The organism is Caulobacter sp. 602-1, assembly GCF_003931565.1.
Classification (GTDB): Bacteria; Pseudomonadota; Alphaproteobacteria; order Caulobacterales; family Caulobacteraceae; genus Caulobacter.
In genome coordinates this window covers 89,904-114,975 of sequence record NZ_RRYI01000001.1, presented here as the reverse complement: position 1 = coordinate 114,975, position 25,072 = coordinate 89,904, and the positions used below count along the sequence as shown (strand labels likewise).

27 protein-coding genes and 1 pseudogene are annotated in these 25,072 nt (G+C 67.5%); 10 read left to right on the top strand and 18 right to left on the bottom strand.

Going from position 1 to position 25,072, the window contains the following annotated elements; all coding sequences use genetic code 11:
• Positions 1-7 precede the first annotated feature (7 nt).
• The 6 genes from EIK80_RS00590 to coxB all read right to left on the bottom strand — a co-directional run bounded on the left by EIK80_RS00590 (position 8) and on the right by coxB (position 5,490).
• Positions 8-880 carry a cytochrome c oxidase subunit 3 gene (locus tag EIK80_RS00590; protein ID WP_125155032.1) on the bottom strand — a complete coding sequence of 291 codons (873 nt, stop codon included), beginning with the start codon at positions 878-880 and terminating at the stop codon, positions 8-10.
• A gap of 68 nt (positions 881-948) precedes the next feature.
• On the bottom strand, positions 949-1,614 hold the full coding sequence (locus tag EIK80_RS00585; RefSeq protein WP_125155031.1) for a cytochrome c oxidase assembly protein: 666 nt from the start codon (positions 1,612-1,614) through the stop codon (positions 949-951).
• Positions 1,592-1,753 carry a hypothetical protein gene (locus EIK80_RS26295; RefSeq protein ID WP_199743331.1) on the bottom strand — a complete coding sequence of 54 codons (162 nt, stop codon included), beginning with the start codon at positions 1,751-1,753 and terminating at the stop codon, positions 1,592-1,594. Before EIK80_RS26295 ends, EIK80_RS00585 begins: the two co-directional genes overlap by 23 nt.
• Positions 1,750-2,772 (bottom strand): heme o synthase, encoded by a 1,023-nt coding sequence (cyoE, locus tag EIK80_RS00580; RefSeq protein ID WP_125155810.1) that lies wholly within the window; start codon positions 2,770-2,772, stop codon positions 1,750-1,752. Before cyoE ends, EIK80_RS26295 begins: the two co-directional genes overlap by 4 nt.
• A 119-nt stretch (positions 2,773-2,891) precedes the next feature.
• Positions 2,892-4,559 carry a cytochrome c oxidase subunit I gene (gene ctaD, locus EIK80_RS00575; RefSeq protein ID WP_125155030.1) on the bottom strand — a complete coding sequence of 556 codons (1,668 nt, stop codon included), beginning with the start codon at positions 4,557-4,559 and terminating at the stop codon, positions 2,892-2,894.
• 25 nt (positions 4,560-4,584) lie between these two features.
• The gene (coxB, locus tag EIK80_RS00570; RefSeq protein WP_125155029.1) at positions 4,585-5,490 is read right to left on the bottom strand and encodes a cytochrome c oxidase subunit II; all 906 of its coding nucleotides are present in this window, start codon (positions 5,488-5,490) and stop codon (positions 4,585-4,587) included.
• 367 nt (positions 5,491-5,857) lie between these two features.
• Here coxB and EIK80_RS00565 point away from each other — a divergent pair, with 367 nt between their 5' ends.
• The 4 genes from EIK80_RS00565 to tldD all read left to right on the top strand — a co-directional run bounded on the left by EIK80_RS00565 (position 5,858) and on the right by tldD (position 9,095).
• The gene (locus EIK80_RS00565; RefSeq protein ID WP_125155028.1) at positions 5,858-6,184 is read left to right on the top strand and encodes a PadR family transcriptional regulator; all 327 of its coding nucleotides are present in this window, start codon (positions 5,858-5,860) and stop codon (positions 6,182-6,184) included.
• Positions 6,181-6,744 (top strand): DUF1700 domain-containing protein, encoded by a 564-nt coding sequence (locus EIK80_RS00560; protein WP_125155027.1) that lies wholly within the window; start codon positions 6,181-6,183, stop codon positions 6,742-6,744. The genes EIK80_RS00565 and EIK80_RS00560 overlap by 4 nt, the downstream gene beginning before the upstream one ends.
• A gap of 19 nt (positions 6,745-6,763) precedes the next feature.
• The gene (locus EIK80_RS00555) at positions 6,764-7,576 is read left to right on the top strand and encodes a GIN domain-containing protein (protein ID WP_125155026.1); all 813 of its coding nucleotides are present in this window, start codon (positions 6,764-6,766) and stop codon (positions 7,574-7,576) included.
• A gap of 73 nt (positions 7,577-7,649) precedes the next feature.
• Positions 7,650-9,095, top strand: a complete 1,446-nt coding sequence (gene tldD, locus EIK80_RS00550) for a metalloprotease TldD (RefSeq protein ID WP_125155025.1) — start codon at positions 7,650-7,652, stop codon at positions 9,093-9,095.
• Here tldD and EIK80_RS00545 read toward each other — a convergent pair.
• From EIK80_RS00545 to EIK80_RS26535, 3 genes and pseudogenes are all read right to left on the bottom strand, one after another.
• Complete coding sequence (locus tag EIK80_RS00545; protein ID WP_125155024.1) at positions 9,092-9,589, bottom strand: GNAT family N-acetyltransferase; 498 nt, start codon at positions 9,587-9,589, stop codon at positions 9,092-9,094. The genes tldD and EIK80_RS00545 overlap by 4 nt on opposite strands.
• A 277-nt stretch (positions 9,590-9,866) precedes the next feature.
• Positions 9,867-11,762, bottom strand: coding sequence for a peptide MFS transporter (locus EIK80_RS00540; RefSeq protein ID WP_125155023.1), 1,896 nt, complete (start codon positions 11,760-11,762; stop codon positions 9,867-9,869).
• A 51-nt stretch (positions 11,763-11,813) separates the two neighbouring features.
• Positions 11,814-11,882, bottom strand: a pseudogene (locus EIK80_RS26535) (hypothetical protein); the annotation flags it as partial.
• Positions 11,883-11,973: 91 nt separating this feature from the next.
• Between EIK80_RS26535 and EIK80_RS00535 the strand changes: the two are divergent.
• Entirely contained in the window at positions 11,974-12,474 is a 501-nt protein-coding gene (locus EIK80_RS00535) for a DUF427 domain-containing protein (RefSeq protein ID WP_125155022.1), read from the top strand.
• Positions 12,475-12,579: 105 nt separating this feature from the next.
• A complete protein-coding gene (locus tag EIK80_RS26290; RefSeq protein WP_199743330.1) occupies positions 12,580-12,717 on the top strand; it encodes a hypothetical protein in 138 nt (45 codons plus the stop codon).
• Positions 12,718-12,726: 9 nt separating this feature from the next.
• Here the strand turns inward: EIK80_RS26290 and EIK80_RS00530 are convergent, their stop codons facing one another.
• The 3 genes from EIK80_RS00530 to EIK80_RS00520 all read right to left on the bottom strand — a co-directional run bounded on the left by EIK80_RS00530 (position 12,727) and on the right by EIK80_RS00520 (position 15,508).
• A complete protein-coding gene (locus EIK80_RS00530; protein WP_125155021.1) occupies positions 12,727-13,233 on the bottom strand; it encodes a molybdopterin-dependent oxidoreductase in 507 nt (168 codons plus the stop codon).
• Positions 13,234-13,296: 63 nt separating this feature from the next.
• Complete coding sequence (locus EIK80_RS00525; RefSeq protein WP_125155020.1) at positions 13,297-14,658, bottom strand: glutamate--cysteine ligase; 1,362 nt, start codon at positions 14,656-14,658, stop codon at positions 13,297-13,299.
• 133 nt (positions 14,659-14,791) lie between these two features.
• A complete protein-coding gene (locus EIK80_RS00520) occupies positions 14,792-15,508 on the bottom strand; it encodes a 16S rRNA (uracil(1498)-N(3))-methyltransferase (protein ID WP_125155019.1) in 717 nt (238 codons plus the stop codon).
• 46 nt (positions 15,509-15,554) lie between these two features.
• Here EIK80_RS00520 and ppk2 point away from each other — a divergent pair, with 46 nt between their 5' ends.
• Positions 15,555-16,316, top strand: coding sequence for a polyphosphate kinase 2 (gene ppk2, locus EIK80_RS00515; protein WP_125155018.1), 762 nt, complete (start codon positions 15,555-15,557; stop codon positions 16,314-16,316).
• Here ppk2 and EIK80_RS00510 read toward each other — a convergent pair.
• Both EIK80_RS00510 and EIK80_RS00505 read right to left on the bottom strand, forming a co-directional pair.
• A complete protein-coding gene (locus EIK80_RS00510; RefSeq protein ID WP_125155017.1) occupies positions 16,313-16,696 on the bottom strand; it encodes an iron chaperone in 384 nt (127 codons plus the stop codon). The genes ppk2 and EIK80_RS00510 overlap by 4 nt on opposite strands.
• Positions 16,697-16,763: 67 nt before the next feature.
• Positions 16,764-18,260 carry a S10 family peptidase gene (locus tag EIK80_RS00505; RefSeq protein WP_125155016.1) on the bottom strand — a complete coding sequence of 499 codons (1,497 nt, stop codon included), beginning with the start codon at positions 18,258-18,260 and terminating at the stop codon, positions 16,764-16,766.
• Between the two features lie 100 nt (positions 18,261-18,360).
• On the opposite strand from EIK80_RS00505, the gene EIK80_RS00500 reads away from it, so the two are divergent.
• Positions 18,361-20,151 (top strand): DUF4153 domain-containing protein, encoded by a 1,791-nt coding sequence (locus tag EIK80_RS00500; RefSeq protein WP_370450158.1) that lies wholly within the window; start codon positions 18,361-18,363, stop codon positions 20,149-20,151.
• On the opposite strand, the gene EIK80_RS00495 is transcribed toward EIK80_RS00500, so the two are convergent.
• Genes EIK80_RS00495 through EIK80_RS00485 form a run of 3 tightly spaced genes read right to left on the bottom strand, consistent with a single transcriptional unit; the run spans position 20,152 to position 22,557 of the window.
• Positions 20,152-21,945, bottom strand: coding sequence for an ABC transporter ATP-binding protein (locus tag EIK80_RS00495; protein ID WP_125155015.1), 1,794 nt, complete (start codon positions 21,943-21,945; stop codon positions 20,152-20,154).
• Positions 21,946-21,976: 31 nt separating this feature from the next.
• Positions 21,977-22,273: a DUF454 family protein gene (locus tag EIK80_RS00490; RefSeq protein ID WP_125155014.1), complete on the bottom strand. Its 297-nt coding sequence runs from the start codon at positions 22,271-22,273 to the stop codon at positions 21,977-21,979.
• Positions 22,274-22,311: 38 nt separating this feature from the next.
• Entirely contained in the window at positions 22,312-22,557 is a 246-nt protein-coding gene (locus EIK80_RS00485; protein ID WP_125155013.1) for a hypothetical protein, read from the bottom strand.
• A 133-nt stretch (positions 22,558-22,690) separates the two neighbouring features.
• Between EIK80_RS00485 and ubiA the strand changes: the two genes are divergently transcribed.
• Positions 22,691-23,626: a 4-hydroxybenzoate octaprenyltransferase gene (ubiA, locus tag EIK80_RS00480; protein WP_125155012.1), complete on the top strand. Its 936-nt coding sequence runs from the start codon at positions 22,691-22,693 to the stop codon at positions 23,624-23,626.
• Between the two features lie 3 nt (positions 23,627-23,629).
• On the opposite strand, the gene EIK80_RS00475 is transcribed toward ubiA, so the two are convergent.
• A complete protein-coding gene (locus tag EIK80_RS00475; protein WP_125155011.1) occupies positions 23,630-23,992 on the bottom strand; it encodes a lysozyme inhibitor LprI family protein in 363 nt (120 codons plus the stop codon).
• Between the two features lie 66 nt (positions 23,993-24,058).
• Here EIK80_RS00475 and EIK80_RS00470 point away from each other — a divergent pair, with 66 nt between their 5' ends.
• Entirely contained in the window at positions 24,059-25,003 is a 945-nt protein-coding gene (locus tag EIK80_RS00470) for a fatty acid desaturase family protein (protein WP_125155010.1), read from the top strand.
• Positions 25,004-25,072 lie beyond the last annotated feature (69 nt).

Sequence of the window (25,072 nt, the reverse complement as noted above, 5' to 3'; positions counted from 1 at the left end):
GAGGGCTCTAGTGGGGCGAGGCCCCGAAGATCACGTAGATGAACGCGAACAGGAACAGCCAGACCACGTCCACGAAGTGCCAGTACCAGGCCGCCGCTTCGAAGCCGAAGTGCTGTTTGGGCGTGAAGGCGCCGTTCAGCAGGCGGATCAGGCAGACCAGCAGGAACAGGGTGCCGACGAACACGTGGAAGCCGTGGAAGCCGGTGGCCAGGAAGAAGGTCGAGCCATAGAGGCCCGAGTTCGCGGCCGCTTCCGAGTAGAACAGCTTCTCGTGGTTGATGTGGCTGTACTCGTAGATCTGGATGGTCGTGAACAGAACGCCCAGCAGGATGGTCAGGATCAGGCCCCACTTGGCGCCCTTGCGGTCGCCGACCTGCAGCGCGTGGTGCGCCCAGGTGACCGTCGTGCCCGAGAGCAGCAGGGTCAGGGTGTTGACCAGCGGCAGGTGCCAGGGCGAGACGGTCTCGACGCCGGCGGGCGGCCAGGTGGCCCAGGCGGTGCGGACTTCCTCGATCGCCGACAGGGTGCGGTGATGATGGAACAGCGCCATCTCGAAGAACATCCAGAACCACGCCACGAAGAACATCACTTCCGAGGCGATGAACAGGATCATGCCGTAGCGCAGGCCGATCGAGACGACCGGGGTGTGGTCGCCGGCCTTGGCTTCCTTGGCCACGTCCGACCACCAGCCGAACATGGTGTAGAGCACGCCCGCGATGCCGGCGGCGAAGATGGCCCAGTTGCCCTTCTCGATGCCGAGGACGCCGCCCTTGATCCAGCCGATCAGGCCGATGGCCATGACGGTGGCTGCGGCCGAGCCCACGAAGGGCCACGGGCTGGGCGGAAGGATGTGGTAGTCGTGTTTGACGGCGCCGGCCATGTTGCTGCTAACCCTTATATCCCTCTGATCACGGTCGCTGGTCCCCCGCGCCGTGGTCGTTGTGAACGCTATAGCCCTCTCGACGGTGCGCCGCCAAGGGGTTCCACGATGCGAGGCGTCGCCGCCGCGGCAACTTTGGTCTTCTTGCCGTCATCGACGGCGGGGAAGAACGTGTAGCTGAGCGTGATCTCGTTCTTTCCGACAGTCTCGGGATCCTTCACGTATTGCGGATCCACGAAGTAGACGACCGGGAACTCCACCGTCTGGTGGGGCTGGATCGTCTGGCTGGAGAAGCAGAAGCACTCCAGTTTCTGGAAATACGGCCCCGCCGATTCCGGCACCACGTTGTAGAGCGCCCGGCCGGTCATCGGCTTGTCGCTGGGGTTGGTGACCTTGAAGAAGGCCAGGCCCGTCTCGCCGATCCGCACGTCCTGGCTGGACTGCACCGCCTGGAATTTCCAGGGCAGCTCGCGGATATTGGCGTCGAAGCGGATGGTGACCTTGCGGTCGAGGATCTTGTCCGGCTTGGCCTCGGCCTTGCGGACCGTGCCGTCGAAGCCCGTCGCCTGGCAGAACAGCTTATACAGCGGGACGGCCGCATAGGCCGCGCCGATCATGCCGAAGAAGGCGGCGGCGCAGATCAGGGCCACCTTGCCGTTACGGCGCGCGGCCTGCTCCTGCGGGGTCAGGTCCGCCTTGGACGGGCGCGGCTTAGGGGTGCGGGTGGGCGACATTGGCGCCGAGCCTCACGAGGGTGACGACGAAGACCATGATGACGAAGGCCACGAGGCCCAGGCCGAGCGCGATATTGCGCCCGTCCCGCGCCTTCTTGGCGACGTCCCTGGACGTTTGGTTGTCGACGGGTTGATTCACTTGAGCAGCTCCAGGGCGTGGACGCCCGACACGGCTTCGCCCAGCAGGGCGGCGAACATCGCAAAGAGATAGAGGATCGAGAAGGCGAACAGATTGCGGGCGGCTTTCGCGCCGGCGGCCTTCTCGTCCTCGGTGACGTCGTAGAGGGCCCGGTCGGCCACGCGCGGATCGGCCGCGTCTCCGGCCTTGCTGGCGAAGACGCGCCAGGCGAGGATCAGGAACACCGCGCCGCCAAGGCCGGCCACCGCAAGATAGATCGGGCCGCCCAGGCCGGTCAGCACCGGCGCCAGGCAGATCGGGATCAGGATCAGGCTGTAGATCAGGATCTGTTTGCGGGTCTCCTTGGCGCCCTTGACCACCGGCAGCATCGGCACGCCGGCCTTGGCGTAGTCGGTGGTGACGTAAAGCGACAGCGCCCAGAAGTGCGGCGGGGTCCAGAAGAAGATGATGGCCACCATCAGCCAGGCGTTCAGCGGCGCCGAGCCCGTGGCGGCGGCCCAGCCGATGGCCGGCGGCAGAGCGCCGGCCAGGCCGCCGATGACGATGTTCTGCGCGGTCCAGCGCTTGAGCCACATCGTGTAGACGACGGCGTAGAAGACGATGGTGAAGGCCAGCAGGGCGGCTGCGAACCAGTTGATCGCGAAGCCCAGGAACATCACCGACAGGATCGAGAGCACCACGCCCAGCGAGGCGGCTTCCTCGCCCTTGACCTTGCCGGCCGGGACCGGACGGCCGCGCGTGCGGCGCATCTGCTGGTCGATGTCGGCGTCGTACCACATGTTCAGCGCGCCCGAGGCGCCGGCCCCGACGGCGATGCACAGCACCGCGATGGCGCCCAGGACCGGATGGATCGGCGCGCGGGCGGCCAGCAGGCCGGTCAGGCCCGTGAACACCACCAGCGACATGACGCGCGGCTTCATCAGCTGGAAGTAGTCCTGCCAGCGCGCGGCCTGAGTCAGATCGGGCCGCGTCGTATCGGGCTGAACGGTCTCCGGGGTCATGGCGAGGGTCTTCGACATCGGGGTGAACATATCGGTCTTGAATGGTCGAAGGGCGCGGCCCGGACCCTTAAGGATCCCGACCGCGCCCCTTTTTGCTTCAGGTCAAACCCGGAAGCCCGGCTTTAGCGAAGCCGGCCTTAGTGGTGGCCGTCTTCCTTGATCACCGGCGGTTCGCTGAACTGGTGGAACGGCGGCGGCGAGGACAGGGTCCATTCCAGCGTCGTGGCGCCTTCGCCCCACGGGTTGGCTTCCGCCGGGCGGCGACGGATCGCGGCTTCCAGCAGCATGATCATGAAGATGCCGACGGCGACCACGGTGATCATGTAACCGACCGTCGAGACGTAGTTCCACTTCGTGAAGGCGTCCGGATAGTCGACGTAGCGACGCGGCATGCCTTGCAGGCCGAGGAAGTGCTGCGGGAAGAAGATCAGGTTCACGCCGACGAACATCACCCAGAAGTGGGCGCAGCCGAGGAACTCGTTGTACTTCACGCCCCACATCTTCTCGAACCAGTAGTAGAAGCCCGCGAAGATGGCGAAGACGGCGCCCAGCGACAGCACGTAGTGGAAGTGGGCCACCACGTAGTAGGTGTCGTGCAGGCTGTAGTCGATGCCGGCGTTCGACAGGACCACGCCGGTCACGCCGCCGACGGTGAACAGGAAGATGAAGCCCATCGCCCACAGCATGGGCGTCTTGAAGTCCAGCGAACCGCCCCACATCGTGGCGATCCAGCTGAAGATCTTCACGCCCGTCGGGACGGCGATGATCATCGTGGCGGCCACGAAGTAGGCGCGCAGGTTGATGCTCATGCCGACGGTGTACATGTGGTGCGCCCACACGACGAAGCCGACGAAGCCGATGGCGACCATGGCGTAGGCCATAGCCAGGTAGCCGAAGACCGGCTTCTTGGAGAAGGTCGAGACGATGTGGCTGATGATGCCGAACCCAGGCAGGATCAGGATGTACACTTCCGGGTGACCGAAGAACCAGAACAGGTGCTGGAACATGACGGGGTCGCCGCCGGCGGCCGGGTCGAAGAAGTGGGTGCCGAAGTTGCGGTCGGTCAGCAGCATGGTGATGGCGCCGGCCAGGACGGGCAGCGACAGCAGCAGCAGGAAGGCGGTGATCAGCACCGACCAGGCGAACAGCGGCATGCGGTGCAGGGTCATGCCCGGCGCGCGCATGTTGAAGATCGTGGTGATGAAGTTGATCGCGCCCAGGATCGAGCTCGCGCCGGCCAGGTGGAGCGACAGGATCGCCAGATCCATGGCCGGGCCCTTGTGGCCGATGGTCGAGAGCGGCGGATAGATCGTCCAGCCGCCGCCGAAGCCATGGCCCGGGCCGCCGTCGACGAACATCGAGGTGACCAGCAGGACCCAAGCGGCGACCAGCAGCCAGAACGAGATGTTGTTCATCCGCGGGAAGGCCATGTCCGGCGCGCCGATCATGATCGGGACGAACCAGTTGCCGAAGCCGCCGATCATGGCGGGCATGACCATGAAGAAGATCATGATCAGGGCGTGGGCGGTGACCACGGCGTTATAGCCGTGCTTCCCCTTGAAGATGCCCATCTGCGCCAGCATGCCGGTGTCGGAGAACACCTGGATGCCCGGCTCCATCAGCTCCCAGCGGATCAGGCCCGACAGGGCGCCGCCGACGATGCCCGCCATGATGGCGAACAGGATGTACAGCGTGCCGATGTCCTTGTGGTTCGTCGAGAAGAACCAGCGGGCGATGAAGGGCGGCTTGTGGTCGGCGTCGTCGTGACCGCCGTGCGCGTCGTGAGTGTCTGCGGCGTGAGCCATCGGACTTCTATCCTACGATCGTATCTTAGGCCGCCGGCGCGGCGGGAGCCGCGGCCGGAGCGGAAGCGGGAGCGGCGGCGGGAGCCGAAGCGGGGGTCACGGCGGCGGCCGGAGCCGGCGGCGCCACCTTTTCCTTGACCCAGGCGTCGAACTCGCCCTGCGAGACCACCTGGATCTCGATCGGCATGTTCGAGTGGTCGACGCCGCAGAGCTCCGAGCACTGGCCGTAGTAGACGCCGGTCTTCTCGGCCTTGAACCAGGTTTCGTTCAGGCGGCCCGGGATGGCGTCGATCTTCAGACCGAAGGCCGGAAGGGCGAAGGCGTGGATCACGTCGGCGCCGGTGACCTGGACGCGGACCACCTGGCCCACCGGGACGACCATCGCCTTGTCGGCTGCCAGCAGGTACGGGACCTTCTTGGCGTCGGCCTGCTCCTTGGTGAGCGGCAGCGACACGATCTCGCTGATCTTCTGGTCCGGGTACTCGTAGCCCCAGTACCACTGATAGCCCGTGGCCTTCACGGTCATGTAGGGCTTGGGCATGTTGTTGTAGGCGAACAGCAGGCGGAACGAGAAGATCGCGATCAGCATCAGGATCAGCACCGGGACGACCGTCCAGATGATCTCGATCGTGGTGTTGTGGCTGAACTTCGCCGGGACCGGGTTCGCTTTCTTGTTATAGCGAACGATGATCCAGATCAGCAGGCCCAGGACCAGCAGGGTGATGGCCGTGATGATCGGCATCAGCACCAGGTTGTGGAAGCGGATCGCGTCGTGCTTCAGGACCGAGGCGGCCGGCTGAAGATCGATCGCTCCCGGCGTCGGCTGGCCCAGCAGATCCTCGGCGAGGGCGTTCCCCGCGAACATCATCGTGGCGGCGAGGGCGGACGCGCCCGTCATGATCCGCCGAATCCCCGAAAATTGCGCCTTCATATCCCTCACGGCCCATTTCGGCGGCGGTTTGAGCCCGATCAAGGCCGCGCCACGCCGACTTGCATATTACGATCCCAGAGCGCCCCACAATCGACTACGCGCTCGTAGAATCGCGCGTCGACGGCAGCCCGCCCAAGGATCGGTCCGGAGGCTGCATACGCGCATCCCTAGCGGTTGCCAAGCGCCAGAGACCACGCGCGCGGCATGGGATTGCCCGTTATCCCGGCCCAGGGCCGCTCCAGTCGAGAACCATTCTCATCAAGCCCAAAAACGTCCGTCCGGATCATTACGTATCGTTCATAAGTAGGTACCTTGCACCACTCAGTACCTGGCGGTAGAAGAGAGCATCAACGGAGGCAAGGACGCCGTGCCGGAAACGATTGAAATCCAACTGAAGAAAGGCGTGCTGGCGCTGTGCGTGCTGGCCCTGCTCTCGCACGCCGACAGCTACGCCTACGAGATCGCCAGCAGGCTGACGAGGGACATCGATATGGGGGAAGGGACGATCTATCCGCTGATGCGCCGCATGCAGTCGGATGGGCTGGTCGAGACCTACCTGGTGGAAAGCCAGAGTGGTCCGCCGCGCAAATACTACCGCTTGACCACCGCCGGGCGCCAAAGCCTGGAGCAGCAGAAGGCCGAATGGTCGGCGTTCTCGCGAGCGGTCAACGACATCGTGGGAGCCGCCGCATGAACCGCGCCGAGTTCATCACCCGCCTGCGTCGGGGTCTCGCCGGCCTGCCGGTGACCACCATCGCCGACATCGTCGCCGATCACGAGGCGCACTTCGCCGACGCGCAAGCCGCCGGCCGCAGCGAGGCCGAAACGGCGGCGGCCCTCGGCGATCCCGACCGCCTGGCCCGCGAACTGCGCGCCGAGAACGGTCTCAAGCAGTGGGAGGAGAAGAAGAATCCCTCCAACGCCCTGGCCGCCGTCCTGGCCCTGCTGGGCCTGGGGGCCCTGGACGTGATGTTCCTGCTGCCCCTGCTGATGGGCGTGCTGGGCGTCCTGTTCGGGATGCTGGTCGCGGTCGTGACCATCTTCATCGCGGGCGGCTTCGTCTTCGCCGCCGGCCCGCTGACCGGACCGCCCGGCGGACCGCTCACCGCGTTCCTGGCGGGGCTGGGCATGATGGGCGTGGCCACGTGCCTCGGCGCCCTGCTGACCCTGGCCACCGTCGGGGTCTTCAACGCGGTCGTCTGGTACGCCCGCCTTCACTTCCGGCTGTTGAAGCCGGCCATGGACCAAGCCTGAGCGGCATTAGGAGGGGACAATGTTGATCCGCAATACGCTCATCGTCGCCGGGGCCAGCTTCGTGCTCGCCGTCGGCTGCTTCGCCGGGGTGGCGGCTCTCGCCGGCCCCGACATTCTCAAGAATGGCTGGACCCTGCCGCTGGAGCATGACGAGACCATCGTCATCCGCGAGAACGGCAAGGTGGTCCGCACCGGACGGCACTTCGTCCGGGGCCGGCACGCCGAGCCCAGCGTCGACCGCACCTTCGCCTGGACGGGCAAGGACGAGCTGATCATCGACCTGCCGGTCGACGTGGTCTTCGTCCAGGGCGCCGAGGCCAAGATCGTCGCCTCGGGCCCCAGGAGCTACATCGACCGCCTGCGCGTCGACGGCGGCCGCATCACCCTGGCCGACAACGACGGCGTCGACCACGACAGCATCACGATCAATGCGTTCGGCGTGCATGTCGAAAGCGACTCCGATCGGGTGAAGATCACGGTCATCGCCCCGGACGTCACCAAGTTCGACGTCCGCGGTTCGGGCGACCTGGAAGTCCGCAAGTACGACCACCCGGCCTTGGCCGTGTCGGTCAGCGGCAGCGGCGACGTCGAGGCCGCCGGCCGGGTCGAGACCGTCGCGGTGGACAATTCGGGCTCGGGCTACGTCAATCTGACCGACCTGAAGGCCATGGACGCGGTGTTCGACGTCTCGGGCAGCGGCGGCGGCGCCCTGTTCGCCACCAACAAGGCCAAGATCGACATCTCCGGCAGCGGCGACGTCGAGCTGCGCACCGAACCCAAGACGGTGACCAGCGAGATCAGCGGCTCGGGCGAGATCCGCCGCGAATACTGATCAGGGCTGCGAAGGTCCTCGCGACAAAAGGGGCGGGGTGACGGACGCGTTCGGAAGGCCTACCTGTAGGCTTATGAACGCTCCGCTCTCCGCCTCTTCCTTGGCCGCCCCTTCCCTTCTGGACGCCGCCGGCGTCGACCGCGACCGCGCCCAGTCGATACTCGGCGAAGCCCTCGCCGGCGCCGACGATGGCGAACTGTTTCTCGAACGTTCGGAGAGCGAGGCCTTCGTCTTCGACGACGGACGCCTGAAAAGCGCTTCCTATGACAGCGGCGAAGGCTTCGGCCTGCGCGTCGTGGCCGGCGAGACGGCCGGCTACGCCCACGCCGCCGAAATCTCCGAAGCCGCCATCCGCCGCGCCGCCGATTCGGCCAGCCTGGCCAAGCGCGGCCACGCCGGCGTCAGCGCCGAGGGTCCGCGCTCGACCAACGAGCGCCTCTACGGCGAGGACGACCCCGTCAGCGCGCCCGACTTCTCCGACAAGGTATCCTTGCTTCAGGAGATCGACGCCTTCGCCCGCGCCCGCGATCCGCGCGTCGTGCAGGTGATGGCCTCGCTGGCCGGCGAGCGCCGCGTGGTCGAGATCCTGCGCGCCGACGGCAAGCTGCTCCGCGACGTCCGCCCGCTGGTGCGGGTCAATGTCCAGGTCACCGTCGAGAAGGACGGCCGCCGCGAAAGCGGATCGTCCGGCGCCGGCGGCCGCGCCGGCTTCGCCGCCTGGATCAGCCCCGACAAGTGGCAAGACCAGGTCGATGAGGCCCTGCGCATGGCGCTGGTCAATCTGGATGCCGTCGCCTGCCCGGCCGGCGAGATGGACGTGGTGCTGGGCCCCGGCTGGAACGGCGTGCTCCTGCACGAGGCCGTCGGTCACGGCCTGGAGGGCGACTTCAACCGCAAGGGCATCAGCGCCTTCTCGGGCCGCATCGGCGAGCGCGTGGCGGCCAAGGGCGTCACCGTGTTCGACGACGGCTCGCTGCCCGGCCGCCGCGGCTCGCTGACCATCGACGACGAAGGCACGCCCACCGAGCGCACGATCCTGATCGAGGACGGCATCCTCGTCGGCTACATGCACGACCGGATGAGCGCGCGCCTGATGGGCATGAAGGCCACCGGCAACGGCCGTCGCCAGTCTTACGCCCACATGCCGATGCCGCGCATGACCAACACCGGCATGCTGGCCGGCCAGGACGATCCCCGGGAAATGATCGCCTCGCTGAAGCGCGGCCTCTACTGCGCCAATTTCGGCGGCGGCCAGGTCGACATCACCAACGGCAAGTTCGTCTTCCAGTGCACCGAGGCCTATCTGGTCGAGGACGGCAAGATCACCGCCCCGGTCAAGGGCGCCACCCTGATCGGCGACGGCCCGTCCGCCCTGACCCGGGTGACGATGATCGGCGACGACTTCGACTTCGACCCGGGCATCGGCGTCTGCGGCAAGTCCGGCCAGGGGGTGCCCGTGGGCGTCGGCCAGCCGAGCCTGAAGATCACAGGCCTGACGGTGGGCGGGACGGCGGTTTAGAGCCTCCGCTCCAGATAGGTCACCGTCTTCTTCCCGCCGTGGATCTCCGCCGTCCCCACGGGGACGAAGCCGAGCGCGGCGTGGAACCTGTCCGAAGCCGGGTTGGGCGGATCGGAATTGACCTCGCAGACGATACGGTCGTGGCCCGCCGCCTTGGCCGCCGCGAACAGGGCGTCATAGAGCCTGCGCGCCAGGCCCCTGCCCCGCGCGCTGTCGGCCACCACGACGCGGTCGACATAGACGAAGCTCGGATAGCGCTCGCGGAACCACAGGTAGTTGACGCTGTCATAGTCGGCCGCCTGGTCGAAGGTCAGCAGCAGGGCGTCGGCCACGCCCACGCGGCGGGCGACGAAGGCCTCGCCGACCAGATGCGTCAGGCCCTCGGGCTCCAGCCACGACAGCTCGACGGCGTGGGCGTTGTTCAGGGCCAGCAGGGCCTCGCCGTCCGCGCCGGTCAGGTCGTCGGTCGTCAGCGGCGTCACAAGGTCGGTCATCGGGCCCCTCCGTCGAGTCACGGACCTATGGGCCAGGCCCGCCCCGCGCAACCTTGCAAAGGTTTAATCCACCTGTCGGGCTTGTAACTTCCCTAGCGGCACGGCGAGCGCCACCCTGGCTCCAGGTTTTCGCCAAAGAGCTTCGGGTAGGAGCGGAAACGGACTTCGGGGTTTGAGCCACCGCGAAGGACGGTCCCACCTGGGGTCGAGGCGCGGCCCCTCCGCGCCTCGTGAGAAGGGCCCCAGTCCATGCTGGGGCCCTTCGTTCCTTTTTTGGCTAGGCTCCAGAGACGTCGGCGACCTGCGGGCCGGTGGTGTCGTCGGCGCCGTGCGACCACTTCTTGAGGATCGGCGACAGCAGCAGGAAGCCGATCCCGATAACCACCGACACCAGGCCGATGATATTGAACACCTTCAGCGAGGCGGCGAGCGCCGCGCCGGGGTCCAGCACCTGGCCGCCGACCGTCTCGGTGGCCGCCAGGCCGGCGATCTTGCCGCCGACCCACTGGGCGATGGCCACGGCCATGAACCAGACGGCCATCATGAACGACACCACCGCCGCGGGCGACAGCTTGGTCATCTGGGACAGGCCGACCGGCGACATGCACAGTTCGCCGGTGGTGTGCAGCATGTACATCAGCGCCAGGAAGATCAGCGGCATCTTGAAGGCGCCGTCGGCGAAGGTGGAGCCCCATTGCAGCAGCAGGAAGCCGGCGCCGACTTGGATTAGGGCCAGGCCGAACTTGACGACCGGGTTGGGGTCCTTGCCGCGCGCGCCCAGGAAGGTCCAGAGCGCGGCCAGGATGGGCGCGAAGATCAGGATCCAGCCGGCGTTCAGGGCCTGGGTCTGCGGGGCGTTGAAGCTGGTGTTGACCCAGAAGGTCGAGGCCGCGTCGATGCCGGCCTTGGCCAGTTGCTCGGGCGTGGCCAGGGTCACCGCGCCGTCGAACAGCCGGACGGGCTCGCGGACGAGATCCAGCTGGACATTGGTCGCGGCGAACAGGCTCAGCGACGAGCCGGCCTGCTCGAACAGCGTCCAGAACACCACCGCGCCGAAGATCAGGAACACGGCCAGGGCGAGACGCTCGCGCTCTTGCTTGTCGCATTTGCGGAACATGAACCAGCCGATGTAGCCCAGCGACGCCAGGATGCCGATGTTCAGGGCGACGCCGACCACGGCGTTGAACTGCACGAGGAAGAAGATCCCGATCAGGCCCAACAAGGACACGGCGTAGATGACGAGTTCGCGGTTGATGGGACCCAGGATTTTTTCCTTCAGGACCTTCGGCTGAGGCGGCTCGGCCTTGCCTTCCAGCCAGGGCTTGCCCAGCACGAAGACCACGAAGCCGGCCAGCATGCCGACGCCGGCCAGACCGAAGCCTGCCCACCAGCCGACGTTCACGCCCAAGAGGCCGCAGAGGATCGAGGCCCAGAACGAGCCAAGGTTGATGCCGTAGTAGTAGAGGGTGAAGCCCGGATCGCGGCGCGGATCGCCTTGCGGGTACAGCTGTCCGACGATGGTCGAGATGTTGGGCTTCAGGAAGCCGACGCCCAGGATGATCAGCGACAGCGAGAACCAGAAGATGTTCAGGTACAGCGGATCGCGTCCCGTCACGTCCAGCTTGTAGTCCGCCTTCGGGAGCACCGCGGGCAGCGGCGCGCCGGCCGGCAGGTCCTTGATCGCGAAGTCGCCGGCCTTGGTCGCGGCCACGTCATAGGGCTTGCCCGCCACCACCAGCCTGGCCACGCGGTCCTGTCCGCGGCCCTCGGCCTGGAACTCATAGGTCGCGCCCTGATAGGTCAGGGTCTGCACGGCGGGCTTGCCTTCGATCGCCATGGCCAGGTGGCCCGCGACGAGCAGGATCGCGCCGAACGCGACCGCCTTGCGCGTGCCCAGCCACTTGTCGGCCAGGAACCCGCCAATCAGCGGCAGCAGATAGACCAGGGCCGTGTAGGAGCCGTAGTGGCCGGACGCGACCTTCGGGTCGAACAGGAAATGCTGAGTCAGATAGAAGATCAGGATGGCGCGCATGCCGTAGTAGGAGAAGCGCTCCCACATCTCGGCCAGGAAGCAGATGATCAGGCCGCGCGGGTGGCCGCGCAGCAGCTGGACCAGGACGGGAATGCCGGTCACGAGCGTGACCAGAATCCCCGCGGCGATGACGATATTCATACGCTAGCCTTGAAACATGACGAGAGACGGGAACCTGACCCCCCGGTCAAATCATCCCCATCGACCCCAATTTGGCGGGGAGAAGATCACGCGGCTGACGGTTTCACAAGCAACGGCTTGCCGTTGACGTGAACGGCCCCATGTTTGCCCCGGGAGCTTGGCGGTCGCCCCGCGCGTTTGGCCAGGCGAACCCTTTAGACGGGAACCCGCCATGAAGATCCCCGACGAAAGCCACCCCATCACCATCGACCGATCGCCGACCGCGGTGCGCGTCCTGTTCGAGGGCCACGAGATCGCCGACAGCGACGACGTCCTGGTCCTGAAGGAAGCCAGCTACCCGCCGGTCTATTACTTCCCGCGCGAGGACGTGCGGATGATGTTCCTGCGCCGAACCGACAAGGTGACCCACTGTCCCTACAAGGGCGACGCCAGCTACTTCACGATCTATCGCGACGCCAAGGTGGTCGAGAACGCCGTCTGGACCTACGAGACCCCGTTCGCGGCGGTCGGCCAGATCGCCAATCGCGTGGCCTTCTATCCCGAGCACGTCGAGTTCGAGCTGGGCGAGTTCAAGGGCGCCGATAGGGTCAGTGTCGACGACGTGATCCGTCACACCGACAGCGGTTCGGGCCGCAGCCAGGCCGATCATTGGCCGCCGAACGTCGACATGCCCGATCCGGAACGGACCGAGCAGGACATCGACCAGCCCTAAAGGGCGCGGGTGCGCTGTAGGGTCCCGCCGGGTTTAAGCCGGCCTTAACCTTTGGGAGCGTGACCATGCGGTTCAGCTCCCGTCAGAGGGGCGCGGAGGAAAACCATGGCCTACGTCTCGTATGATCGGGCTGTTCACGCGACCAACCCCGTTCGCCGCCTCGCCTGGGGCCGGCTCTTCACGCTCGCGGCCGCCATCGGTCTCTGGGCGGGCATCATCGTCGGCGCGCGGGCGCTCCTCTAGGGCGGCGAACTAGTGAGCGTGGCTGGAGACGGCCGCGCCGCCGCGATGGCGGATGACGGTGATCCTGGTCACGCCCCGCGCGGAGCGGGCGGGGCGCAGGTCACCTTCCACAACCAGCCTGAACGGTGCGTCCTTGGCCGCCAGCGCCGCGCCGTCTGCGCGGTCGGCGAGGATTATGCGGTTCGCGCGCGTACCCGGATCCGCCTCGGCTAGGCCCAGCGCAACCGTGTAGCCATCGCTGGCCTCGACCAGCACGACATCGGCCATCTCCGGCCCGTGCAGGGCCTTGCCCGTCGGCGCGCCGGCCTTGGCCAGAACGTCGATCAGCAACGGACCCTCATAGACATGGCTTTCACCGTGGGTCGCGAAGGCGACGGTCTGGCGCGGCAGGGCGGCCAATTCGGCGGCGTTCAAGGCGACAGCCTGGCCGTCTGGCCCGACCAGAGCGAGGTTCTGCGCCAGGACCGGCGTCGCCAGGACGGTCAGCGCGAAGGCGGCCAGCAGCGAGCGAAACATTCGAAACCCTCGTTATGAAGTTAAACCTCATAACGAGATTTCACGCGGCGCTCCACCGCGATCTCAGTACGCGCAGTCGGTGAAGACGCGGCTGATGTCGCCCCCCCATGCGCCGTTGTAAAGCGACAGCAGCTTTTCGGCGGGGGTGACGCCGCTGTCGGCGATCTGCTCCAGCTCGCCCAGATAGATGGTCTCGTCCAGGAAGCCGCCGTTCAGGTTGGCGCGGTTCTTCAGGCCCGACTTGGCGATGGCCACGAAGTCCTTGGCCACGTCCTGGGCTGAGCGGCCGGCGACGGTCGCCTTCAGGCCCAGCTTCGGCACGTCGCGGCGCAGGCCCTCGCGGTCCTCCAGTGTCCAGTCCTTGCAGAGGTCCCAGGCGGCGGCCAGGGCCGCGTCGTCATAGAACACGCCCGTCCACAGCGCCGGCAGGGCGCACAGGCGGCTCCACGGGCCGGCGTCGGCGCCGCGCATCTCCAGATAAGTCTTCAGACGCACTTCCGGGAAAGCGGTCGTCGTGTGGTCGGCCCAGTCCTTCATCGTGGCGATCTCGCCCGGCAGCTCGGGCAGCTTGCCCTCGATGAAGTCACGGAAGGATCGTCCAGCCACATCGATGTACTTGTCGCCGCGCTTGACGAAATACATCGGCACGTCCAGCGCGTAGCGGGCGTAACGCTCGAAATCGAAGCCGTCCTCGAACACGAAGTCCAGCAGCCCCGTACGGTTCGGATCGGTGTCGGTCCAGACATTCGCCCGGGCCGACAGGAAGCCGTTCGGCTTGCCTTCGGTGAACGGAGAATTGGCGAACAGGGCGGTGGCGATCGGCTGCAGGGCCAGGCTCATGCGGAACTTGGCGACCATGTCGGCTTCGCTGGAGAAGTCGAGATTGGCCTGCACCGTGCAGGTGCGCAGCATCATGTCGAGACCCAGATTGCCCACCTTGGGCATGTAGTTTCGCATGATGACGTACCGGCCCTTGGGCATGACCGGCACCTGCTCGCGCGTCCATAGCGGCGAGAAGCCCAGGCCCACGAAGCCCAGGCCCAGCTCGTCGGCGACGGTCTTGACCTCATCCAGGTGCTGGCCAGTCTCGTCGCAAATGTCGTGCATGGTCGCCAGCGGCGCGCCGGAAAGCTCGAACTGCCCGCCCGGCTCGAGACTGACATTGGCCCCGTTGCGTTCCAGGCCGATGACGACCTCGCCCTCCATCACGGGCTTCCAGCCGAAGCGCTGAAGCCCGGTCAGCAGGGCATGGACGCCCTTGTCGCCTTCGTACGGCACCGGCGCGTGCGAGCCGAGATAGAAGCCGAACTTCTCATGCTCGGCGCCGACGCGGAAACGCTCCTTGGGCTTGGACCCTTGAGCGAAATATTCGGTCAGATCAGCGAGCGTCAGTTGACGCTCTTGGACGTTAGCGGTGTCGGCCATGCAAGCCGTCCCTCCCCAGGGTGCGATGCTGCGGGAGGAGAGGGCCCATTCTCTCCGCCGACGGCGAACTTCAGTCTCGCCCAGTTGGGCGTTTTCTTTGCGAACCTCAAGGGGCGACCTTGAGCATATATTTTTACCGCCAATCCCCAGCGGCCGCCTGCCAGAGGGTCATGGCCGAGATCGCGGCGGTATCGGCCCGCAGGATGCGAGGGCCGAGCGACACCGGCGTGACGAAGGAAAGTCCCCGCAGCCGCTCGCGTTCCTCAGGCGCGAACCCGCCTTCCGGACCGATCAGGATGGCCGCAGGCGCGCCTGTTCCCGCCAGCGCTTCGATCGCCGGCTTCGCATCGCCGCCCTCGTCGCAGAACACCAGGCGCCGGGCCGAATCCCAGTCGTCGAGAATCTTGTCCAGCTTCACCGGGTCGGCGACCTCGGGCACGTCCAGGCGGCCGGTCTGCTCGGCGGCCTCCATGGCGATGGCGTCCAGGCGGCCGAGCTTGACGAAATCGACGTTGGTGCGGCGGGTGACGGTCAGCCGCACCCGCCGCGCCCCGAGCTCGGCGGCCTTCTCGACGATGGTCTCGACCCGGCCGCGCTTGACCATGGCGATGATCAGATCGAGGTCGGGCCCGGTCTCCATTGGCCGGGTCTGTTCCTCGGCCTTCAGCAGGCAGCCGCGCTTGGTCGACTCGATGATGGCCGCGCGCCACTCGCCGTCACGGCCGTTGAACAGCGCCACCTCGGCCCCGACGCCCAGACGCATCACCGATGTCAGATAGCGCGACTGGTCGACGGTGGGGACGACGCCGGCCCCGGCGGAGAGATCGTTGGGAACGAAAAGACGGATCATGCGGCTCTTCTAGCGCAACTCCTCTTTCCGGGGGTAGGCTCCGCGCATGAGCAAGCACGACGACTACGAGAACGAACTCGCCCAGCTTCAGCTGGCCCTGATCGCCATGCAGAAGAAGGCGATCAAGGACAGCTGGAAGATCCTGGTGGTCTTCGAGGGCCGCGACGCCGCCGGCAAGGACGGCACGATCGCGCGGGTCACCGAGCACCTGTCCAAGCGCGCCACCACGGTCGTGGCCCTGCCCAAGCCCAACGACCGCGAGCGCAGCGAGTGGTACTTCCAGCGCTATGTCGACTACCTGCCGGCCTGCGGCGAGGCGGTGATCTTCAACCGCTCCTGGTACAATCGCGCCGGGGTCGAGCGAGTGATGGACTTCTCCACGCCCGAGCAGCAGGAGCAGTTCCTGCGCGACGTGCCCGCCTTCGAGCGGATGCTGGTCGAGAACGGCCTGCGCTACGTCAAGTTCTGGCTCGACATCAGCCGCGAGGAGCAGGCTCAGCGCCTGAAGGCCCGCCGCGAGGACCCGCTGAAGGCGTTCAAGACCAGCGACCTGGACAAGGTCGCCGAGGAAAAGTGGGACGACTACACCAAGGCCCGCGACGAGATGTTCATGCGCACCCACAGCGACGTCGCGCCGTGGATCTGCGTGCGCGCCGACCACAAGAAGGAAGCCCGGCTCAACGTCATCCGCTGGCTGCTGCACGCGGCCGGCGACAAGAAACTGGCCAAGGGCGTGGCCAAGCCGGATCCCAGCGTGATCTTCTCGTTCGAACCGGCGGCCCTGAAGGATGGGCGGCTGGCGCGTTAGCGCGCCTTTCGCGCCGCCCGCTCTGCGGCGATCTCGAGATTTCGCGCCACGCAAAACGAGACGATGTCCCGGACAAGCTCCGGCGGCAGCGGGTTTTCGGGCTGGAAGCGGATCGTGCCCTTGGCGGTTTCGAACCCGGCCAGGCGCTCGGCGAACGCCTCGATCACCGCGCCCGGATAGAAGGCGCAATGCCTGGCGGCCGCGCCGAAATGCACGAGATTGCCGTTCAGCTTGAAGGTCGGCAGGCCGTAGCTGATCGTCTCCTCGGCCTGCGGGACCACCGCGCGGATCTGGCCGCGCAGGGTCTCGAGGGCCAGGCGCTGCTCGGCGGGCAGCTTGGACAGATAGTCGTCGATGGACGCGGCGGGGGGCTTCATCATCGGGTGCTCCTCAGATCGCTTGGACCAAAGAACGTCCGGGACGGTCCCCCGCCGACATCGCTTGCCCTTATTTCCCGGCGTACAGCGCCATGACGTCCCGGCGGAACGCGGCGCCGCTGTCGGGGCGGCTGTAGAACATGTGCCCGCCCGGATAGTTGGCCAGGGTCACGCGACCATTGGCCGTCGCCGGGATGGCGTCGACGATCAGGCGCGAGGCGAAGAACGGGCACGACAGGTCGTTGTAGCCGTGCACGATCAGCACCTTCAGCTTCGGATCGACCGAGACGACCTTGCGCAGGTCGGTGACCGATTCGGTATCGGCGCCGCGACCCCGATCCCACAGGCGGTTGACGTTGCCCGACAGGGCCTCGTAGCGGGCCTCGGGCTTCCAGCCGACGACGCGGGTGGTGAAGTCGACAATGGCGCTGGTGGTCGGCGCGATGATCGCGTCGAGGATCGGGTCGTTGACCTCCTGCTCGGGCGCGTTGGGGAAGGGATCCAGCGCGGTGACGTTGCTGTCGTAGCGGCTGCCCAGGCGCCCCTTGTCACGGAACACCTCGCGCAGGAACGACTGGGTTTCCAGGCGGCCGCCAGCGCGGCGGACATAGGTCGGATCCAGGCCCGTCATGGCCGAGACCTTGGTCGTCAGACGGTCCAGGGCGGCGGGGTCCGAGCCCTTCATCAGGTCGACCATGTATTCGCCGCGCGTATAGTCCTCGACGGCCTTGATGGTCTCGGGCGTCAGCTTGCCGTCGCGCTCCAGCTTGGCGGCGGCGATGGACGGCAGGGTCCACATGGCCGGCAGGGGCGAGACCTCCTGGCTGGCGCGGCCGGCGCTGGACAGCAGCGGCGAGACCAGCACGACGCCCTTCACGGCGACGCCGAGGTCCGTCTGCAGCTCATAGGCCAGGCGCGGGCCGCGGAAGCCGCCATAGCTTTCGCCGACCAGGTACTTGGGCGAGGCCAGGCGCTCGGTCTTGACCAGGTAGTCGAAGACGATGCGCGACAGGTAGTCGATGTCCTGCTTGACGCCATAGAAGCGCTTCTTGGTCTCGTCCTCGCCGACCAGCGAGCGCGAGAAGCCGGTGCCGACCGGGTCGATGAACACCAGGTCGGTGAAGTCCAGCCAGCTGGCGGGATTGTCTTCCAGCTTGCTGAATGAGGAGGGGCTGTCGCCCTCGGCGCCGAACTGCACGCGCTTGGGGCCCAGGGCGAAGTTCAGATAGACCGAGGCCGCGCCAGGGCCGCCGTTGAAGGCGACCGTGATGGGGCGGTTGGGATCACGCGGGCCGTCGACGATGTACGAGGTGTAGACCACCTCGGCGACCTTCTTGCCCTTCTCGTCGCGCACCGGCAGCACGCCGACGGTCGCGGTGTACGCGACCACCTTGCCGCCGATCGTCGCCGTCTGCTTGACGGACTTGTCGGCCGGAAACGCCGGCAGGTCGGACTTGGCCTCGGCGGCCGGCTTGTCGCCGCCCTTGTCCTGGGCCAGGGCCGGCGCGCCGCCAAGCACCGCCGTGACGAGAAGGGCCGCGACGCCGGCCCGGAAAAGCTGTTTCATTACTACCCCTCCAAAGAGGGAGAAATTGCTAAGCCAAGCGGGGAAGCTTCACAACCGCGCGCGGGCGTGATGGTCTGAGGCCGACAAGGGGAGACGCCGGATGAGCTCGACCGACGCCATGACGGCGCGAAAGACGGCGGCGACGCGCCTGGCCATCGGCCTGGCTCAGGGGATCGCCCTCTTCCTGCTGCAGAAGGCCGACGAGTCGAAGGCCTGGCCGGCGACCGTACCGATGCTCTATGCGCCCCTGCTGGTCTGCGCCCTGATGGTCCCGATGATTCCGCTGGCCGCGCTGTCGGCCATGCGACGCGCGGCGCTGATCGCCTGGACCGTCCTCGCGACCGGCCTGACCGCGGTCCTGGCCGTCCACGCCGCCTGGACCGGAGCCGAGCCTCAACGCCTGGGCGCGGGCCCTCTGTCGCCGCCGATCTTCATCGCCGCGGCCGCCTTGCTGTTCATCGCCCATCACCTGGTCCAGCCGGCCGACGCCGCCCGCAAGCCGGTCGCGCCCTATGCGGACTATTTCGACCTGGCCTTCACCAACCTGATCCGGCTGTTCCTGTCGCTGGCTTTCACCGGGGCCTTCTGGCTGCTGCTGTTCCTGGCGGGAGCGCTGTTCAAGCTGATCGGCGTCCAGGCGATCCAGAAGCTGATCGGCGAGACCGCCTTCGCCTTCCCGGCTACCGGCCTGATGTTCGCCGCCGCCGTCCACATGGCCGTGCAGTTGACCGAAGCCCGCGCCGGCCTGGTGCGCGGCGTGCGCACGGTCGGCCTGACCCTGCTGGCCTGGCTGTCGCCGCTGATGGTGGTGATCGCCGGCGGGTTCCTGGCCACCCTGCCCTTCACGGGCCTGGCCCCGCTGTGGGGCACCAAGGCCGCCGCGTCCCTGCTGCTGTCGGCCGCCGCCGCCCTGATCATCCTGGTCAACGCGGCCTATCAGGACGGGGTCGAGCCGCCCTCGACGATCCCGCGCTGGGCGGCGCGGATCGCCGGCCTGCTGCTGATTCCGATCGTGATCCTGGCCGCCTACGCCCTGTGGCTGCGGGTCGACCAGTACGGCCTGACGCCCGACCGGGTGGTCGCCGGCGCCTATCTGGTGGTGGCGATCGGCTTCACCATCGGCTATGCGATCGCCGCCCTGAGGCCCGGTCCGTGGATGAAGACCCTGGAGCCGACCAATCTGATCATGGCCGCCCTCTCGGTGCTGCTGCTGCTCGCCCTGTTCACCCCGATCGCCGATCCGGCGCGCCTATCGGTGGAGAGCCAGGTCAAGCGGCTGGAGGGCGCCAAGGTCACAGCCGCGAAGTTCGACTTCCAGTTCCTGCGTTTCGACAGCGGACGGTACGGGCGGCTGGCGCTCGACCGCCTGAAGGCCCACCCCGACGCCGAAGTCGCCAGGCGTGCTGGCGAGGCCGCCGCCAGTACGGAGAAGCGCTACGCCGCCAGCGAAGCGCGCCCCAATTTCAAGGCTATGGCTGTCTATCCGGTTGGCAAGACTCTGCCCAAGAGCTTCACCACGCAGGACTGGTCGAAGCCGTCGGGCTCGAACTGCACTGGCGCGGCCATGCAGTGTCCGGCCCTGATCGCCGATGTCGACGCCGACGGTAGGGACGAGGTCCTGCTGGCCGAGGGCGACCGCCTGAAGGTGTTCTCGGAAGGCGCGGATCACACCTGGAGCCTCACCGCGATCGCCATGGCGGGTTGCGAGAGCTATGACCTCGAAACCTGGATGAAGGGGGGCCCGCCCGCGCTGGGCGAGCCCGTCACCCGTCGCGACCTGATCCTCGATGGTCGGCGCCTGTCCCTCCAGCCCGCGAGCAAGGACTGCCAGGCCAGCGGCGCGGCGGCCGCTCCGCCGAGGGACGGCGGTGTCAACCCCGACAAGAAGTGACTACGCCACGCCCGCGCTGATCGCGTTCAACCGGGCATAGACCCCGCCCCCCGCCGCCAGCTCGGCATGGCGGCCTTCCTCGACGACGCGGCCGCCCTGGAAGACCAGGATGCGGTCGGCGCCGCGCACGGTCGACAGGCGGTGGGCGATCACGATGGTCGTGCGCCCCTCCATCAGCGCCTCGGCGGCGGCCTGGACCTGACCTTCCGTCTCGACGTCCAGCGAGGAGGTCGCCTCGTCCAGGACCAGGATTGGCGCGTCCGTCAGGAAGGCGCGCGCGATGGCCACGCGCTGGCGCTCGCCGCCCGACAGCTTGACGCCCCGCTCGCCCACCAGGGTGTCGTAGCCCTTGGGCAGGCGCAGGATGAAGTCGTGGGCGCGGGCCTTCTTCGCCGCCGCCTCGACCTCCTCGCGGGTCGCGCCGGGACGGCCGTAGGCGATGTTCTCGTAGAGCGAGCGGTGGAACAGGGCCGGATCCTGCGGCACCACCGCGATGGCGCGGCGCAAGCTGGCCTGCGTCACTTGCGAAACGTCCTGGCCGTCGATGATCACCGCCCCGTCCTGCAGGTCGTGCAGGCGCTGGACCAGCTTGACGAAGGTCGACTTGCCCGAGCCCGTCGGCCCGACCAGCGCCACCCGCTCGCCGGGCGCGATCTTCAGGGAGAAGTGGTCGTAGAGCGGCGCGCCGGCCGCCTTGTAGCGGAAGGTCACGTCCTTGAACTCGATCGCGCCCGCGCCCGGCTTGAAGTCCGGCGCGCCAGGGGCGTCGGCGATCTGCGGCTCAAGGCGCGTCCAGGCGGCGACGTCCTCGGTGTCGTCGATGCCCTTCTGCAGCATGCGGATATTCTCGCCCAGGTTCCGCAGATAGCCGCTCATCAGCATGAAGGCGGTGATGGCGAAGGCGACGTCGCCCGGCGTGGCCGTGCCCTTGGCCCAGCCCCAGACCATCGCGCCGGTCAGGCCCGCCTGCAGCACGACCAGCAGCAGGTTCTGGCCCAGCCAGACGTCGGTGAAGCGGCTCCAGGTGACCATGACCGCGTCACGCCAGGCGGCGGTGACCTCGGCCAGGCGCGCGGCCTCGCGCTGTTCGGCGCCGAAGCTCTTGACGGTCGGGTTGGAGGTCACGGCGTCGGCCAGGGCCCCGCCGATCTGGGAGTCCAGGGCGTTGGAGCGCAGGTTGCTGGGCCGCACATAGCGCTCGGTGATCCACAGGTTTACCGACAGATAGGCCACGACCACCACCAGCGACACCGCGCCCGCCAGGGGCTGGCGCAGCAGCATGCCGATCGACAGGCCGACCAGCACGATGATCCCCGGCCCCAGCCAGATGGTCACCGCGTCGGTGACGCTGTCATAGCCCCACATGGCCCGGGTCAGCTTGCGCACGGTCGCGCCGGCGAAGCTGTCGGCGTGCCAGTCCGACGAGAAGGCCTGGACCTTGGCGAAGCCCTCGTTGGTCATCTCCTCCATGTTCCGGGCCGCCAGCGGGATCCAGAACCGGTGGGCGATGTTGCGGATCACCGCGAAGGCGAAATAGACGCCGATGAACATCGCCAGGGCCGACCAGGCGCTGGTGTCGCCGCGCGGCTTGCTGGTGACGGTGTCGACCAGGTGGCCCGAAGCGTAGGGCAAGGCCAGGTCGAAGGCGATCGCCACCAGGGTCAGGCTGACGCCGAAGCCGAACAGCACCGGCCGCCGCTTCCAGAACCGAGCCACGAAGCCCAGCACCTGGCGGTTGGACAGCGCGCGCTTGCGGGCGCCGATCTCGTCTTCGTCCTCGAAAGCGTCGGTCATGGCGGGGAGATAGGGGTTTCCCGCCCCATAGTCAGCCCTGTCGTTTGGCCCGACGCTTACGCTTGCGCCCGCCGCCGAACGGTCGCCATCGCAGAAACCAGACAATCGCCGGCCCGACCACCGGCACGCGCAGCATCGGCCGCACGGCGTGGGGGCGGGTCTTCAGGAAGCACAGCACCGCGCCGATCCAGAACACCGTGGTCGGCATGCCCGGCGTGACGATCCCCACAGCGCCGGTCGCCAGCAGCGCCCCGCCCAGGCCATCCAGCACCCAGCGCTCGACGCGGCTCAGGCGGCGGCGCGGCTTGCGGGCGGGTTCAGGAGTCATGCGCCCAAGCTAACGCGTCGCGTTCGCGCTCGGAAGCCTTAGAACGCCTCCGCCACCCCGCCCACGCGGCGCGGCGGACGGCTGTTCAGGCCGCGCCGGATCTTCGGGCCGAACTTGGTGGCCGAGGTCAGCCGCGCCACCATGCCGTGGTCGCCAGCGAGGGCGAACAGCTTGCCGGCGGCGGTCCACAGGCGGGTGGTCACAGGGTGGGGCAGGACGATGCCGGCGCCGACGCCGGCCAGCAGCAGGCTCCAGCCGGAGAGACGGATTGCGGCGGTGGTCATAATTGTCGCTCCTGCGAATGACTTGCAAAAGACCTTGACCTCATCGCCCCCACAAATCCAATTGATTGTTTCTCTCGGCGAGATCGATCTTCCCTATGGGATTCCGCGCGGTTTGCGCGGTAAGCCTCGCCACATGACCGCCACCACCGTTCTCCCCGACGCCGTCGCGACCAACTGGGTCGACCGCCACGCGCCGGAGCGCCTGCGCCCTTGGCTGAAGCTGGGACGCTTCGACCGGCCGGCGGGGATCTGGCTGCTGATGCTGCCGGGCTGGCAAGGCATCGCCCTGGCGGCCGCCGAGCAGGGCCGCTGGCCCAACCCGCTGTTGCTTCTCGCGGTGTTCGTCGGCGCGGCTCTGATGCGGGCGGCCGGCTGCGCGTTCAACGACATCGTCGACCGCGACTTCGACGCCCAGGTGGCCCGCACCGCCATGCGGCCGATCCCGGCAGGGCTGATCACCGTCAAGCAGGCCTGGCTGTTCCTGATCGGCTGCAGCCTGGTCAGCCTGATGATCCTGCTGACCCTGGGCTGGGTGGCGATCGGGCTGGGCGTGCTGTCGCTGGGCCTGGTGGCGGGCTATCCGTTCATGAAGCGGATCACCTGGTGGCCTCAGGCCTGGCTGGGCCTGACCTTCAACTGGGGCGCCCTGCTGGGCTACGCCGCCGCGACTCACCACCTGTCCTGGTCGGCCGCCCTGCTCTACGCCTCGGGCGTCTTCTGGACCCTGGGCTACGACACGATCTACGCCATCCAGGACATCGAGGACGACGCCCTGGCCGGCATCAAGTCCTCGACCCGACGCCTGGGCGACCACGTCCAGATTGGCGTGGCGGGCTTCTACCTGGCGAGCTTCGTCTGCGTGGTCGCGGCCGGCTGGGTCGGAAACATCGGGCCGCTGTTCCTGCCCTTGGCCGCCTTGTTCGCCCTGCACCTGTCGCGCCAAGCGGCCGCCGTCCGCATCGACGACGGCCAAGGCGCGCTGAAGCTGTTCAAGTCCAACGCCGTGGCGGGACTGATCGTGTTCGCGGGACTGGTCGCCGGACTGTGGAAGCCGGGCGTGCGGTTCTGACGTCTAGAATGGCCCTTGCTGGTACACCCGCTCCATCACCGTGTTCAGCTGGCGAATGCGGTTGTCGTAGCTACGCGCCAGGCAGGCGCGGTTGCCGCCGCAGGTCTTGCGCGCCGCCAGCCACGCGCGCTGGTCGTCCATGATCGCGCCGCGCCCGCCCATCGGCACCAGGTGGCGGGTGATGCCGTAGAGCTGGTCCATCCGGACATCCTGGTCGTTGAGATCGCGATTGGCGCAGATCGCCTTCTCGTCGGCGGCGCGGGCCTTGCGGCAGTCGAAGCTGGCGGCGGCGGCGGGCGTCGCGCCCATGGCGAAGACGCCGGCGCAGGCGGCGGTCAGAACGAAAGCGGGGATCAATCGGCGCATGGCGGCTCCAAAAAGTGACGTCGGGTCATCCTGTCAGGCCTAAGCTGAATGTGCGATGATCGTTCCATGGCCGTCGCACCCCGCGTCAAACCGCAGGATCTGTTCACGCCCGACGAATGGACGCGCATCTCCGCGCGCTCGTCCTGGCGCGGGATCTTCATGGTCGCCCACGCCTGGGCGGTGATAATCGGCGCCGGGGCGCTGTTCGTCTTCTTTCCCAACCCGCTGACCTACGTCCTGGCCGTGATGCTGATCGGCGCGCGCCAGCTGGGCCTGGCCATCCTGATGCACGAGGCCGCGCATGGCGGGCTGCATCCGAACCTCAAGGTCAATGACTGGCTGGGCGAGTGGTTGTGCGCCGCCCCGACCGGTGCGTCTCTCGCCAGCTATCGCCCCTACCACCTGACCCACCACAAATACGCCCAGCAGGCCGAGGACCCGGACCTCGTCCTGTCGGCGCCCTTCCCAACCACGCGGGCCAGCCTGCGCCGCAAGATCATCCGCGACCTGACCGGCCAAACCTTCTTCAAGCAGCGCTTCGGGCCTTTGCTGGGCAAAATGAAGGGGGATCAGCCGAAAGGCGCGATCTTCGCCGGCGAGGTGGCCCGGCAGAAGCCGTTCCTGCTGTGGAACCTCGGCATCCTGATCGTGCTGTCGGCGCTCGGCCTCTGGTGGGCTTGGTTCGCCCTGTGGATCGTGCCGATGGCGACCTGGTTCCCGCTGGTCACCCGCCTGCGCAACATCGCCGAGCACGCCCTGGTGGCCAAGGACGAGCCCGACCCGTTCCGCCACGCTCGCACCACCCACGCCAACTGGATCGAGCGCGCCCTGATCGCGCCCTATCACGTCAATTTCCACGCCGAGCACCACCTGTTCATGCACACCCCGTGCTGGAACCTGCCGATGGCGCACCGGCTGCTGGAGAAGAAGGGTCTGACGTCGGGCATGCTGACCGCGCCGGGTTACCTGACCGTGCTGAAGGCCGCCTCGAGCAAACCGGTCGCCGCTTAGCCTGGGGCGCGCTCTTGTTCGTCGGCGAGCCTGTTTTTCCGTTTCCGCTGTTTCACATCTGAACCGGAC

Bases quoted from the DNA above. Each gene is read 5' to 3' on its own strand.
- EIK80_RS26290 (WP_199743330.1), top strand. From the start codon at position 12,580: ATGGCCTACGTCTCGTATGATCGGGCTGTTCACGCGACCAACCCCGTT.
- EIK80_RS00545 (WP_125155024.1), bottom strand. From the start codon at position 9,589: ATGACCGACCTTGTGACGCCGCTGACGACCGACGACCTGACCGGCGCG.
- EIK80_RS00540 (WP_125155023.1), bottom strand. From the start codon at position 11,762: ATGAATATCGTCATCGCCGCGGGGATTCTGGTCACGCTCGTGACCGGC.
- EIK80_RS00500 (WP_370450158.1), top strand. From the start codon at position 18,361: ATGAGCTCGACCGACGCCATGACGGCGCGAAAGACGGCGGCGACGCGC.
- EIK80_RS00590 (WP_125155032.1), bottom strand. From the start codon at position 880: ATGGCCGGCGCCGTCAAACACGACTACCACATCCTTCCGCCCAGCCCG.
- cyoE (WP_125155810.1), bottom strand. From the start codon at position 2,772: ATGTCGAAGACCCTCGCCATGACCCCGGAGACCGTTCAGCCCGATACG.
- EIK80_RS00475 (WP_125155011.1), bottom strand. From the start codon at position 23,992: ATGCGCCGATTGATCCCCGCTTTCGTTCTGACCGCCGCCTGCGCCGGC.
- EIK80_RS00560 (WP_125155027.1), top strand. From the start codon at position 6,181: ATGAACCGCGCCGAGTTCATCACCCGCCTGCGTCGGGGTCTCGCCGGC.
- EIK80_RS00505 (WP_125155016.1), bottom strand. From the start codon at position 18,260: ATGAAACAGCTTTTCCGGGCCGGCGTCGCGGCCCTTCTCGTCACGGCG.
- ubiA (WP_125155012.1), top strand. From the start codon at position 22,691: ATGACCGCCACCACCGTTCTCCCCGACGCCGTCGCGACCAACTGGGTC.
- EIK80_RS00585 (WP_125155031.1), bottom strand. From the start codon at position 1,614: ATGTCGCCCACCCGCACCCCTAAGCCGCGCCCGTCCAAGGCGGACCTG.
- EIK80_RS00525 (WP_125155020.1), bottom strand. From the start codon at position 14,658: ATGGCCGACACCGCTAACGTCCAAGAGCGTCAACTGACGCTCGCTGAT.
- EIK80_RS00535 (WP_125155022.1), top strand. From the start codon at position 11,974: ATGAAGATCCCCGACGAAAGCCACCCCATCACCATCGACCGATCGCCG.
- EIK80_RS00470 (WP_125155010.1), top strand. From the start codon at position 24,059: ATGGCCGTCGCACCCCGCGTCAAACCGCAGGATCTGTTCACGCCCGAC.
- EIK80_RS00495 (WP_125155015.1), bottom strand. From the start codon at position 21,945: ATGACCGACGCTTTCGAGGACGAAGACGAGATCGGCGCCCGCAAGCGC.
- EIK80_RS00520 (WP_125155019.1), bottom strand. From the start codon at position 15,508: ATGATCCGTCTTTTCGTTCCCAACGATCTCTCCGCCGGGGCCGGCGTC.
- EIK80_RS00530 (WP_125155021.1), bottom strand. From the start codon at position 13,233: ATGTTTCGCTCGCTGCTGGCCGCCTTCGCGCTGACCGTCCTGGCGACG.
- coxB (WP_125155029.1), bottom strand. From the start codon at position 5,490: ATGAAGGCGCAATTTTCGGGGATTCGGCGGATCATGACGGGCGCGTCC.
- ctaD (WP_125155030.1), bottom strand. From the start codon at position 4,559: ATGGCTCACGCCGCAGACACTCACGACGCGCACGGCGGTCACGACGAC.
- EIK80_RS00555 (WP_125155026.1), top strand. From the start codon at position 6,764: ATGTTGATCCGCAATACGCTCATCGTCGCCGGGGCCAGCTTCGTGCTC.
- EIK80_RS00490 (WP_125155014.1), bottom strand. From the start codon at position 22,273: ATGACTCCTGAACCCGCCCGCAAGCCGCGCCGCCGCCTGAGCCGCGTC.
- ppk2 (WP_125155018.1), top strand. From the start codon at position 15,555: ATGAGCAAGCACGACGACTACGAGAACGAACTCGCCCAGCTTCAGCTG.
- EIK80_RS00510 (WP_125155017.1), bottom strand. From the start codon at position 16,696: ATGATGAAGCCCCCCGCCGCGTCCATCGACGACTATCTGTCCAAGCTG.
- tldD (WP_125155025.1), top strand. From the start codon at position 7,650: ATGAACGCTCCGCTCTCCGCCTCTTCCTTGGCCGCCCCTTCCCTTCTG.
- EIK80_RS00485 (WP_125155013.1), bottom strand. From the start codon at position 22,557: ATGACCACCGCCGCAATCCGTCTCTCCGGCTGGAGCCTGCTGCTGGCC.